General features: G+C 64.2%; 12 protein-coding genes. 6 read left to right on the top strand and 6 right to left on the bottom strand.

Annotation, left to right across the window (positions count from 1 at the left end; translation table 11 throughout):
* Positions 1-3 precede the first annotated feature (3 nt).
* Complete coding sequence (locus tag N5D20_RS03230) at positions 4-450, bottom strand: NIF family HAD-type phosphatase (protein ID WP_180866827.1); 447 nt, start codon at positions 448-450, stop codon at positions 4-6.
* A 959-nt stretch (positions 451-1,409) separates the two neighbouring features.
* Between N5D20_RS03230 and N5D20_RS03225 the strand changes: the two genes are divergently transcribed.
* The 5 genes from N5D20_RS03225 to N5D20_RS03205 all read left to right on the top strand — a co-directional run bounded on the left by N5D20_RS03225 (position 1,410) and on the right by N5D20_RS03205 (position 6,246).
* Positions 1,410-1,688: a helix-turn-helix transcriptional regulator gene (locus tag N5D20_RS03225; RefSeq protein ID WP_180866829.1), complete on the top strand. Its 279-nt coding sequence runs from the start codon at positions 1,410-1,412 to the stop codon at positions 1,686-1,688.
* A gap of 600 nt (positions 1,689-2,288) precedes the next feature.
* On the top strand, positions 2,289-3,194 hold the full coding sequence (locus tag N5D20_RS03220) for a TIM barrel protein (RefSeq protein ID WP_054171203.1): 906 nt from the start codon (positions 2,289-2,291) through the stop codon (positions 3,192-3,194).
* A gap of 27 nt (positions 3,195-3,221) precedes the next feature.
* A complete protein-coding gene (locus tag N5D20_RS03215) occupies positions 3,222-4,907 on the top strand; it encodes a GMC family oxidoreductase (RefSeq protein ID WP_180836281.1) in 1,686 nt (561 codons plus the stop codon).
* Positions 4,907-5,488, top strand: a complete 582-nt coding sequence (locus N5D20_RS03210) for a gluconate 2-dehydrogenase subunit 3 family protein (RefSeq protein ID WP_279914265.1) — start codon at positions 4,907-4,909, stop codon at positions 5,486-5,488. The genes N5D20_RS03215 and N5D20_RS03210 overlap by 1 nt, the downstream gene beginning before the upstream one ends.
* Positions 5,488-6,246, top strand: a complete 759-nt coding sequence (locus N5D20_RS03205) for a DUF1080 domain-containing protein (protein WP_279914266.1) — start codon at positions 5,488-5,490, stop codon at positions 6,244-6,246. Before N5D20_RS03210 ends, N5D20_RS03205 begins: the two co-directional genes overlap by 1 nt.
* A gap of 10 nt (positions 6,247-6,256) precedes the next feature.
* On the opposite strand, the gene N5D20_RS03200 is transcribed toward N5D20_RS03205, so the two are convergent.
* From N5D20_RS03200 to N5D20_RS03180, 5 genes are all read right to left on the bottom strand, one after another.
* Positions 6,257-6,511 (bottom strand): cytochrome c, encoded by a 255-nt coding sequence (locus tag N5D20_RS03200; protein ID WP_049480174.1) that lies wholly within the window; start codon positions 6,509-6,511, stop codon positions 6,257-6,259.
* Between the two features lie 70 nt (positions 6,512-6,581).
* Positions 6,582-7,445, bottom strand: coding sequence for a sugar phosphate isomerase/epimerase (locus tag N5D20_RS03195; RefSeq protein WP_049480139.1), 864 nt, complete (start codon positions 7,443-7,445; stop codon positions 6,582-6,584).
* Positions 7,446-7,464: 19 nt separating this feature from the next.
* Complete coding sequence (locus tag N5D20_RS03190) at positions 7,465-8,589, bottom strand: Gfo/Idh/MocA family oxidoreductase (RefSeq protein WP_191862940.1); 1,125 nt, start codon at positions 8,587-8,589, stop codon at positions 7,465-7,467.
* A 12-nt stretch (positions 8,590-8,601) separates the two neighbouring features.
* Positions 8,602-9,819 carry an MFS transporter gene (locus tag N5D20_RS03185; RefSeq protein WP_019337061.1) on the bottom strand — a complete coding sequence of 406 codons (1,218 nt, stop codon included), beginning with the start codon at positions 9,817-9,819 and terminating at the stop codon, positions 8,602-8,604.
* A gap of 27 nt (positions 9,820-9,846) precedes the next feature.
* On the bottom strand, positions 9,847-10,899 hold the full coding sequence (locus N5D20_RS03180) for a sugar phosphate isomerase/epimerase (protein WP_279914267.1): 1,053 nt from the start codon (positions 10,897-10,899) through the stop codon (positions 9,847-9,849).
* 95 nt (positions 10,900-10,994) lie between these two features.
* Here N5D20_RS03180 and N5D20_RS03175 point away from each other — a divergent pair, with 95 nt between their 5' ends.
* Positions 10,995-12,002, top strand: a complete 1,008-nt coding sequence (locus N5D20_RS03175) for a LacI family DNA-binding transcriptional regulator (protein WP_057502661.1) — start codon at positions 10,995-10,997, stop codon at positions 12,000-12,002.
* Positions 12,003-12,101 lie beyond the last annotated feature (99 nt).

The raw sequence follows: 12,101 nt of genomic DNA, 5'->3' as shown, positions 1-12,101 counted from the left end.
TGCTTAGTCAGGCGAGCCAGAATGCAGCGACAGTCTCTCCCCTATGCGTCTCTGAGCGACCTGCAAACCACTGTCATTAGTAAGGTACGGTGATGCGAATAGGGGGGCTTCAACCCAGAACTTAAGTTGATCTGGGTGGATGTAGGGGCGATGGTCGTCAAGCAGAAGAGCTTGGCCAAGTAGTGGAGAAACGAATCGAAGGTCCTTGATAGAACCAGTCCATTCGACGTAGCGGACCTCTGTAAACCATCCAGGTACATTGCCTTCCTCAGTCAGAAGTGATGCGATTCTCAGCGCTATATGCCGAGGCACCGTCGTGAACAGCACAAGCTCATCAAAGGAAGTTCCAGCATAGTTCAGGAAATCCCGAAGTCCTGGTCGAGGAATCTGGCTGACTGCATTGGAGATGAGGGTTCCCTCAAGATCGAGGGCGAGGATACTGGGGCGCATGCGATAGGACCTATCTACGTTTGAGTGCGTCGCAGAAGACGCGATCTGAGTTCTGGCCCCTCTTGCTGCGCAACCAAGATGGGAGGGGCGAGCCAGTAGTTGTCGCCAATGGGTAGCAGACTCTCTAATGCAACATCGACCATCAGCGGTCGCCGCCACATAGGGTCTGGCAGGAAGCAGTAGTCAGACTTGCTTAGCGTTCCTGATGCTTGCTTGTGAGAGAGCCAGTTTGCTCGACTGCGTATCTCGCGGCTCAGCACGGTCAATGCTGCGGATTCGTCGCCGCCGGTGCTTAAGAACTCACTGGCAGCTCCTCGGACTGATGACCAGATCACGTATCGCTTGCGTCCCAAGATCAGGTCACGCCACTCTCTTTCCTGTACACATAGAATCTCCTCGGCGTGTTGAATGCCGATCCGATGCTTGCGTAGCAATGAAACGAGATAGGCAGTAGCTTCGCGGTCGGAAAGCTGACGCCAAAGCCACTGTCGGTCCTGTGCTCCAAGCGAGGGGTGCCAGGCTCTCAGCGCATGGGTCAGTGAAGTGCTCAGATCGCCAGGCAGCTGACTGCTCTCCCGATAACTCCAGCTAATGGGGTCGTAAAGAGATCGCTTTGTAGAGCCATTTGACGAGCCCGTCTTAGCTAGAACCCCTGCTGTCTTAAGGAACAGCAGCAAGTGCTGCACGGTCGCTGTGTCAGCGGCTACAGGTGCGGAAATCGAAGTGGAGCGCTCGAGCGCGCACCACGCGCACGCGTAGAACGGCCCAAGCGATGCGAGCAGCGCATCGAGGTCTGGCCACGGAGGGATGAGGGTCTGTTGGTCACGACCATAGATCACTCGATCCCCGGCAGTTCAACCGGCTCTGATGCTAGCAAGCCACCGGAAGGTCGTCTACACAATTTTCATGTAGGCCCCGGCTCGGCCATAGATTTCGTTCCGCTCCTCTAGGCGGACCCGATGGCTACCAAAACGATCTACCAAAGTGCATACCTTCGGTTGGTCGGCCTTCTCCGCGAGCGACGCGAGTCGTTGGGTATCAGTCAAACCAGGCTAGCCTCTCACTTGGGGTGGCCTCAGCAGAGAATCTCTTCCGTTGAGTCTGGAGCGCGGCGCCTGGACGTGATGGAGTTCTGCCTCATCGCCGCTGCCTTGGGATTCTCTCCCGCCGAGGTCTCTGATCAGGTCTTGAAGATGCTACAGAGCGTGCGCGGCAATCAGATCAAGGACAGGCAGTAGCGAACGATCGCAGCAGTCGCGCTAGGCCTGATGACTGGCGCGGGCTTTTCCGAGGTGCGCGACGTGCCGCTGCCGATGTTTGGCCTTGGGTCAAGCGAAGGCCGTCCTGCTGATCGACTCGCTCGACGCCTTGCGCGATCACTTCCAAGCTGCTTCATGGCGGCTCGGGGCCAGTCCAAAGAGAGCATACGTCCGTGGGTCGAACGATTGAGGTCCTCCTACTGCCTCTTGGTCCATTTCCCGGGGAGATGACCTGTCATGGAGACCGGGGGGGCTACTCCCCGCCATTTATGTACACTCAATTTTTGCTCAGGCCCCTGTATTCTTGCGCGAAATTTGCTATTTCTATCGCTTAGTTTCGTTTATGTACATTCTTCACGATAACTTACTACCGTTCTGATCGAGCGCTCGTTCGCAGCAGAAAGAAAGCCCCGCTGATGCGGGGCTTTTCTTTTTGCGCGAAGTCATCTGCGTTGTGCTTCGCAGCATCAGTTTTCGTGCACCGCGACTTGCAAACAGACAATTTCCTCCCCTATGGTGCAATCGATTGCATTGCAGTGAATCGTTGCGTTTGATACCGGTTGGGAGGCCGGCAGGTGGATGTCCGTCCATTCGATCAGACCGGCCCCGGCGACGGGGCTCACGCGGCGCGATGCGCTGCGCATCGCAGTTGCCGGCAGCATTGGCCTGGGGGCCGCGACAATCGCGGGCACGCTGCCCGCATTCGCCGCCACCGCGCCGCTCAAAGGCAACCTGAAGCACTCCGTCGCCCGCTGGACCTTCCCGCAGCTGTCCGTCACCCAGCTCTGCGCGACGGTGAAGGACATCGGCTTCGCCGCGATCGACCTGGTCGGCCCGGAAGACTGGCCCACGCTGAAGGCCCATGACGTCTACAGCTCGATGTGCAACGGCGCGGAGCTGGGCCTGACCAAGGGCTTTGCCGGCCGTGAGTTCCACGACCAGCTGGTGGAGCGCTACACGCGCCACATCGATCTGGTCGCCGATGCTGGCTACCGCAACCTCATCTGCTTCTCCGGCAATCGCAACGGCATGGATCCCCGCGACGGCATGGCCAATGCCGAGGCTGGCCTCAAGCGCATCCTCGGGCATGCCGAGAAGCGCGGCGTGGTGCTGGTGATGGAGTTGCTGAACTCCAGGGTCGATCACCACGACTACCTGTGCGATCACTCCGCCTGGGGCGTGGAGCTGTGCCAGCGGCTCGGCTCGGACAACTTCGGCCTGCTGTACGACATCTATCACATGCAGATCATGGAAGGCGACATCATCGCCACCATTGGAAAACACCACGCCTGCTTCAAGCATTACCACACCGCAGGCGTGCCCGGCCGGAACGAGATCGGAGACCAGCAGGAGCTCCACTATCCGGCCATCTGTCGCGCAATCCGCGACACCGGTTTCAAGGGGTATCTGGCGCAGGAGTTCACGCCTGCAGCGCCCGATCCCGTTGCCTCATTGCGCGAGGCGATCCGCCTCTGCGACGTCTGAAACGATATCCACCCAGGTGAGAAACCCATGGCAGATAATCACTACGACGCCATTGTTGTTGGCTCGGGAATCAGTGGCGGTTGGGCAGCGAAGGAGCTGACCGAGAAGGGCCTGAAGGTCCTGATGCTGGAACGCGGACGCAACATCGAGCACGTCAAGGACTACGTCAACGCGATGAAGGAAGCGTGGGACTTCCCGCACCGCAACCGGCCAACGCAGGCGATGAAGGCCGACTTCCCGGTGCTGATGCGCGACTACGGCCTGGCCGAGAATCTGGAAGGAATGTGGGCCAACGAACAGGACTCACCCTACATCGAGACCAAACGTTTCGACTGGTTCCGTGGCTACCACGTCGGCGGCCGCTCGCTGCTGTGGGGGCGGCAGAGTTATCGCTTCTCCGATCTGGATTTCGAGGCGAACCTCAAGGATGGGATCGCTGCTGACTGGCCGATCCGCTACGCCGACATCGCGCCGTGGTACGACTACGTGGAAAAGTTCGCCGGCATCGCCGGCACGCGCGAAGGACTGGACGTGCTGCCGGACGGCGAGTTCCTGCCGCCGATTCCCTTGAACATCGTCGAGAAGGATGTGGCCGCGCGTATCAAGAAGGCCTTTGGCGGAACGCGCCACATGATCCACTCGCGCACCGCCAACATCACCAAGCCGATGCCCGAGCAGGGGCGCGTCAACTGCCAGTACCGCAACAAGTGCATCCTGGGTTGTCCCTTCGGTGCCTACTTCTCGACCCAGGCGGCGACGCTGCCAGCGGCGATGAAGACCGGCAACCTGACCTTGCGTCCGTTCTCGATCGTCAAGGAAGTGCTCTATGACAAGGATCGCAAGCGTGCCCGCGGCGTGGAGGTCATCGACGCCGAGACCGGGCAGACCTACCAGTACACGGCCAAGGTGATCTTCCTCAATGCGTCGTCGTTCAACTCGACCTGGCTGCTGATGAACTCGGCCACCGATGTGTGGGAGGGCGGGCTGGGGTCATCGTCGGGCGAGCTCGGGCACAACGTGATGGACCATCATTTCGGTGCGGGTGCCTCGGGCCGGGTCGAGGGCTACGAAGACAAGTACTACTTCGGCCGCCGTCCCTGCGGTTTCTACATTCCGCGCTTTCGCAACGTCGCAGCCGACAAGCGTGGCTACCTGCGCGGGTTCGGCTACCAGGGCGGTGCCAGCCGAAACGGCTGGTCGCGCGAGATCGCCGAGCTGAACATCGGCGCCGACCTGAAGGAAGCGCTGACCGTGCCGGGTGACTGGCGCATCGGCATGACCGGGTTCGGTGAAATGCTGCCGCACCACGACAATACAATCCGCCTGGACCACGACCGCAAGGACAAGTGGGGGCTGCCGGTGCTGGCGATGGACGTTGCCATGCGTGCCAACGAACTGGCGATGCGCAAGGACATGGCCGCCGATGCTGCCGAGATGTTGGAGGCGGCCGGCGTCAAGGACGTGAAGATGCACGACAACGACTATGCCCCGGGCAAGGGCATCCACGAGATGGGGACCGCGCGCATGGGACGTGATCGCAAGAGCTCGGTACTGAACCAGCACAACCAGGTCTGGGATGCCCCCAACGTCTATGTGACCGACGGTGCCTGCATGACCTCCAGCGCCTGCGTGAATCCCTCGCTGACCTACATGGCGCTGACCGCGCGCGCGGCCGACCACGCGGTACGCGAACTGAAAGCGGGGAACCTCTGATGGATCGTCGCGAACTGCTGAAGATGATCGTCGCCGCCACCGGCGCGGCCATGGTTGGATTGCCTGCGCTTGTGCAGGGGCAGGCACCGGCACCGGCGGGCGCCACGAAGATCCATTTCTCCGATGCCGATGTCGGCACGCTGGACGAGATCGCCGAGACCATCCTGCCGCGGACCCGGACACCTGGCGCGAAGGACGCCGGTGCCGGGTTGTTCATGGCGACATTCGTCAGCGATTGCTACACCGCCCGGCAGCAGGCGGCGTTTCGTGCCGGCCTGGCCGACATCGACAAACGCGCAGGTGGCCGCTTCGTATCGCTCACACCGGAAGCCCGCACCGGGTTGCTGCGAACGCTGGACGCCGAAGCCAAGGCACGCCCTGCCGATGTGACCGAGACCGGCACGCCTGAAGAGGGCGAGGCGATGCCGCATTACTTCACGATGATCAAGCAGCTGGCCATCTTCGGCTTCTTCACCTCCAAGGTCGGCGCGACCGAGGTGCTGCAGTACGTCGCCGTGCCGGGGCGCTACGACGGCGACCTGGCCTATGTTCCCGGCACGCCTGCGTGGGGGACCAGTTGATGGACACCACCCTGATGATCCGTCCTGCGTTGATCACCGCCAGCCTGCTGGCCGCTGCAACTGCATTCGCCCAGGACAGTGCCGACGCTGCGCGTGACCCGAAGAAGACCGAGGTGTGGACGCCGGTGCCTGCAGTCGTGGAAACGCCCGCGGGCAAAGCGCCGTCAGACGCCATCGTGCTGTTCGATGGCAAGGACGTCTCGGCGTGGGAGGCAGAGCAGGGCGGGCGCGTGCCCTGGACCGTCGCCGATGGCGCGATGACCGTGGTGCCGGGCAGCAAAGGCATCCGCACCCGACAGCGCTTCTGCGATGTCCAGCTGCATGTCGAATGGCGTACCCCCACCGAGACGAAGGGCTTCGACGGCCAGAACCGCGGCAACAGCGGTATCTTCCTGCAGGAACTGTATGAACTGCAGGTGCTCGACAGTTACAACAACCCGACGTATGCCAACGGCCAGGCGGGTTCGATCTACAAGCAGGCCATGCCACGGGTGAACGCCTCGCGTGCACCGGGCCAGTGGCAGGTTTACGACATCATCTGGAAGGCGCCGCGGTTCTCGCAGGGCGGCGGCCTGACGTCGCCCGCGCGCATCACCGTGCTGCATAACGGCGTGCTGGTCCAGGACGACACCGTGCTGGCAGGCAAGACCGAGTACATCGGTGCGCCTTCGTACGCGCCCCATGCGTGCGCGCCGCTCTATCTGCAGGAGCATGACGCCAAGGTCAGCTACCGCAACATCTGGGTGCGCGAACTGTAGCGCCCACCCGCTATTTCGCCAGGTAGCTGGCGATGTCATCGATTTCCTGTTGCGACAGTTGCGGGAAGGGCGGCATCAATCCGCCGCCCTTCCTGATCTTGTCCTTGATCTGCGCGGGCTGCAGTCGTTTGCTGATGTCGGTGAGCGCGGGAAACGCGCCCGGCATGCCAGCGCGATCGGCACCGTGGCAGGCCGTGCAGTTTGCGCTGTAGAGCTTCGCACCGGCCGCAGGGTCGTCCTTGCACCAGGCCGTGGTCGCAAGCATCGCGCCGCACAGGACCGCGGTCAGGGTGAAGCTCAATTTCAGGCGAGTGTTCAAGCGAGGCTCCTTCGCATCAGCGCGGTGCGCGAGCAGGTTGGTCGATGGCCAGGTGTTCACGCAGGTAGTCCGCGCCGGTCTGGATGACCTTGGCCGGGTTGCGCGGCTGGTCGTGCTCGATGATGTACCAGTGCACGCCCGCGGCGGCCGCGGCTGGCAGGATCGCGTTCCAGTCCAGTACGCCCTGGCCGACGGCGGCGAATCCGCCTTCGTCTTCAGCCTGGCCCTTGGGCGCATTGTCCTTGGCGTGCACCGCGAACACGCGATCACGGAATTTTCCCAGCATCACGGCCGGGTCCAGGCCTGCACGTGCGACCCAGGCCAGGTCCAGCTCGGTCTGCAGGTCGGGGCCGGCCGCTGCGAACAGCAGCTCCAGTCCAGTGCTGCCATCGAAGTCGACCAGCTCGAAGTCGTGGTTGTGATAGGCCAGGCGCATGCCCTTGGCTCGTACCTGTTTCGCGATCCTGCCCAGCTCCTGGCCCAGTGCGGTCCAGCCCGCGGCGTCTGTCGGCCGATCCTTCGCATCCAGGTACGGCACCACCAGCGTGGTGTTGCCGATCGACCGGTTGAACGTCACCACGCCGTCCAGATCATTGCGCAGCTCGGCCAGCGGCACATGCGATGAAATGGCCTTGATCGAGTACCGGTCCAGCAGCTGCTTGAGTTCGGCGGCGCTGGTGTTCTGCGTACCGACTGTTTCCACCGCGTGGACGCCCGCGTCGTGGACGATCTTCAGCTGCTGGTCGAGCGACCCGGCGTTGCGCAGGGTATACATCTGCACCGCGATCGGTTTCTGCGTGCTGGCGGCTTCGTCTGCGAAACCCGGCAGGGCAGCGAACAGCAGGATGAGGCTTGCACTTCTACGGAAAAGGGCTTTCATCAACAGATCCTCCCGGGTTTCAACCGATGACGGTCCAGGCACGCGACCTGGCCGATGCAATGACACGGTCAACGATCTGCGCCGAGCGCAGGCCGTCTTCGAAGGTGGGCAGGCCCTGCGGCCGCTCGCCTTCAATGGCGCGATAGGTGTCGGCGACAAACGCTTCGAAGCACTGGGCGTAGCCCTGTGCATGCCCGGCCGGCAGCACGGAAAGGCGGCGTTGTTCGGCACTGCCGGCGGCTGGCCCGCGCACGAAGATCTCCTCGCGCTGGTCGGGTCTTCCGATCCACAGCCGTTCGGCATCCTCCTGGTTGAAGGCCACGCTGGCCTTTGCGCCATCGATCTCGAACCAGAGGCGGTTGTGGCGTCCGGCCGAGACCTGGCTGACCGTCAGTGACGCCAGCGTGCCGGCGCCGGTCCTGAACATCGCCGCGGCCACGTCCTCGCTCGTGACGGCCTGCATCGTGCTGGCGGCCGTTGGCGTGCTGAAGCTCTGTCCGCTGACGGCGCCGCGCTCGGCGATTACCGTGGAGAACGCCGCGCTGACCTCGGCGAAACGCTCGCCGCTGATCCACTCCACCAGGTCGCACCAGTGCGAGCCGATGTCGGCGAACACACGCGAAGTGCCTCCCAGCGCGGGGTCCACGCGCCAGTTGTTGCTGGCCGGGTCCAACAACCAGTCCTGCAGGTAGCTGCCGTGGATGAGGTGCAACGGCCCCAGTTCACCGTGGGCGATACGGGCGCGCGCCTCGCGCACCACCGGGTGGTAGCGGTAGACGAAGGGCACCGTGGCCACAAGGCCGCGCGAGGCCGCCAGCGCAGCCAACGCCTGTGCATCTTCCAGCGAGGTGGCCAGCGGCTTCTCGCAGATCACGTGCTTGCCGGCTTCCAGCGCAGCCTGGGCCATCGCGCGGTGCAGGTGATTGGGCGTGCACACGTGCACGACCTGCACCTGCGGGTCGGCGATGACCTCCTCGATATCCCGATAGGCACGCGCGACATTCCAGGACTGCGCTGCCTCATGTGAACGCTGCGGTGACGAGGCGGCCACGCCGCGTACCTCGGCACCCGCCAGCAGTGCCGCACGACGATGCACTGCGCCGATCATGCCGGCGCCGACGATGGCGATTCCAAGCTTGGGCATCGACTGGGATCCTCAGGGCGTGGAGGGCGCGGCCGTGGCCGCCGGCCGGTCGCGGAACAGCAGCAGGAAGGCGACCAGCACCACCAGTGCAACGCCTGCCGGGAACAGCCAGATCTGCTGCCAGTCGGGGCCGGCCGCAGTGGTGAAGTGCTCCACCACCGCGCCGGACAGGAAGGTGCCGATCAGCATGCCCACGCCGTAGGTGGCCAGGGTGATGAACCCCTGCGCGCTGCTGCGCGCGGCGGGACCGGCATGTGCATCGGTGTAGATCTGGCCGGTGACGAAGAAGAAGTCGTAGCAGATGCCGTGCAGCACGATGCCGATCACCAGCAGGGAGAAACCGCCGCCCGCATCGCCGAAGGCGAACATGGCGTAGCGCACCACCCATGCGGCCATGCCCACCGCCAGCATCGTCTTCACCCCCAGCCGCACGAACAGGAACGGCATGGCCAGCATCAGCAGCACTTCAGAGACCTGGCCCAGCGACTGCAGGCCCGCGGCGCCGCGCACGCCCAGGTCGTTGAGGTACGGGTTGGTGAAGTTGTAATAGAACGACAGTGGGATGCAGATGGCGATGGAGGCCAGGAAGAACACCAGATAGGCGCGCGACTTCAGCAGCCGCAGCGAATCCAGCCCCAGGATCTGCCCGAGGCCGGCATCGCGCTGCTGCGCCAGCGGCGGCGTGTGCGGCAGGGTGAAGGCATACAGGCCCAGCAGCAGTGATGCCAGCGCCGCCATCCGGAACGTCAGTTCAAGCCGATGCGCCTGTTCCCAGCCCAGCCAGCCGATCAGCACACCGGCCACGATCCAGCCGACGCTGCCGGCCACGCGCACCAGCGGGAACTGCTTCTCCGGCGACTGCATGTGCCGCATCGCCACGCTGTTGGCCAGTGCCAGCGTCGGCATGAACAGCAGCATGTAGCCCATCACGCAGGCGGAGAACGTGCTGAAGCTGTCTGCTGTGGAGGCCAGCCACAGCAGCACCGCACCGGCCAGGTGCAGCACCGCCAGGATGCGCTGCGCGGCGAAGTAGCGGTCCGCGATCAGGCCGACCAGGAACGGCGCGACGATGGCGCCGATGGACTGGCTGAGGAACGCCGTTGCCACCTGGCTGGCGCTGGCCTGCAGCGGGCCCTGCACCAGGTAGGTTCCAAGGGTGACGAACCACGCCCCCCAGATGAAGAACTGCAGAAACATCATCGCGCCCAGGCGCGACATGGCGTGCGTCATGGCTTGCCCTCCCGGGGCGGTCTTGGCTCAGATTCCCAGCATGCGGTGCAGTGATCCGGCGTCCGTGCCGCTGTCGGCAAAGTCGTCGAAGGCGCGTTCGGTCACGCGGATGATGTGGTCGCGGATGAAGGCGGCGCCCTCGCGCGCGCCGTCCTCGGGGTGCTTCAGGCAGCACTCCCATTCCAGCACCGCCCAGCCGGGGAAGTCGTACTGCGCGAACTTCGAGAAGATCGCCTTGAAGTCGATCTGGCCGTCACCGGGTGAACGGAACCGGCCCGGACGATCGATCCAGTCCTGGTACCCGCCATATACGCCGCTGCGCGCGCTGGGGCGATACTCCGCGTCCTTGACGTGGAAGATGCCGATGCGCGCGTGGTAGCGGTCGATGAAACCGAGGTAATCCATCTGCTGCAGCAGCAGGTGGCTGGGGTCATACAGGATCTTCGCGCGCGGGTGGTGATCAACCACGTCGAGGAAGCGTTCGAAGGTCGCACCGTCGTGCAGGTCCTCCCCCGGGTGGATCTCGAAGCACAGGTCCACGCCGCAGGCGTCATACGCATCGAGGATGGGACGCCAGCGGCGGCCGAGTTCGGCGAAGGCTTCTTCCACCAGGCCGGGCGGGCGCTGCGGCCAGGGATAGAAGTAGGGCCACGCCAATGCGCCGGAGAACGTGGCATGCGCGGTCAGCCCCAGGCGCTGGCTGGCCTTGGCCGCCAGCAGCAGCTGCTCCACTGCCCAGGCCTGGCGCGCGGCGGGGTCGCCGCGCTTGTCCGCTGGCGCGAAGCCGTCGAACAGGCCGTCGTACGCCGGATGGACCGCGACCAGCTGCCCCTGCAGATGGGTGGACAGCTCGGTGACCTGCACGCCGTGCCCGGCCAGCATGCCGGCGAGGTCGTCGCAGTACGCCTGGCTGCGTGCGGCCTCCGCCAGATCGAACAGGTGGGGCGCCGTGGTGGGGACTTGTACGCCAGAATAGCCCAGGCCCGCGGCCCAGCCGGCCAGCGTGTCCAGCCGATCAAAAGGAGCTGTGTCGCCGATGAACTGCGCCAGGAACAGCGCTGGACCCTTGAGCGTCTTCAACGTGATTCGCCCTCGATGCAATCGATTGCATTATCCTAGCAGGGGCTCACGCAGGACCTGTTGTGCACTGCACAGCGGGCAGGAGATCTAACGCCATGGCCACCATCTACGACATCGCAAAGCACGTCGGCGTCTCCGCAGGCACAGTGTCGCGGGCGCTTTCGCGGCCGGACAAAGTCCTGCCGGCGACCCGCGCGCGTATCGAGCAGGCTGCCGCCGCGCTGGGCTATGTGCCCAACACGGTGGCCCGCACGCTCAAGACCCAGCGCAGCGGCAAGATCCTGGTCACCGTCCCGGACATCGCCAATCCGTTCTTCGCCCAGATCCTGCAGGGTGCGGAGGACGCCGCGCAGGCCGTTGGCTACGCGGTCCTGCTGGGGGACACCCAGCATCAACCGGATCGCGAGGAGCGCTATGCGCAGATGCTCCGGCGCAACGAGGCCGACGGCATGATCGTGCTGGGGCATCGCCTGCCACCGACGGCGCGTGACATCGTCGAACAGCGGGGTGCCGCCGCGCCGGTGGTCAACGGCTGCGAGTTCGATCCTTCGCTGGGCATCCCCAGCATCCACATCGACAATGCCGCCGCCGCGCGCGCGGTGATGGAACACCTGTATGGGCTGGGACACGAACGCATTGCGGTGGTCGGTGGCCCCCCCGACAATCCGCTGCACCAGCAACGGCTGGAAGGGGTGCGGGCGGCCGGCAAGGCGCGTGGACGCCTGCGCCAGCTGAACATCGTGCCGGGTGACTTTTCGGTGGAGTCCGGCCATGCCGCCGCGATGGCGATGTTGGCCGCCGCGCCGGTACCGACTGCCGTCTTCTGTTTCAGCGACCAGATGGCGCTGGGTACCCTGGCAGCCTGCCGGGAGCTGGGCATCCGCGTGCCGGAGGACCTGTCCATCGTCGGCTTTGACGACCTGGCCTCCTCGCGCTACCTCACGCCGCCACTGACGACGATCAGACAGCCGATGCGGGAGATTGGTGAGCGCGCGGTCAACCTGCTGCTTGCCATCATCGAACACGTGGATGTGCCGCTGCAGCAGACGCTGGATTTCAGCCTGATGCTGCGAGGCTCGACGGCTGCACCCAGGGCCGGGTGAGGGCAGGACAGAGCGCGCTGCCTTACTGATTGTCGCCAGATGGCTTCTGCAACCTTGATCCCGAATTGACGCAGAGCTGTCAGACTCACCGCAGGCAGC

The sequence above is a fragment of the Stenotrophomonas sp. GD03877 genome (assembly GCF_029840555.1).
Lineage (GTDB): Bacteria > Pseudomonadota > Gammaproteobacteria > Xanthomonadales > Xanthomonadaceae > Stenotrophomonas > Stenotrophomonas geniculata.
Note: the sequence above shows the minus strand (reverse complement) of the source record. Positions and strands in the feature narration are given on the sequence as shown.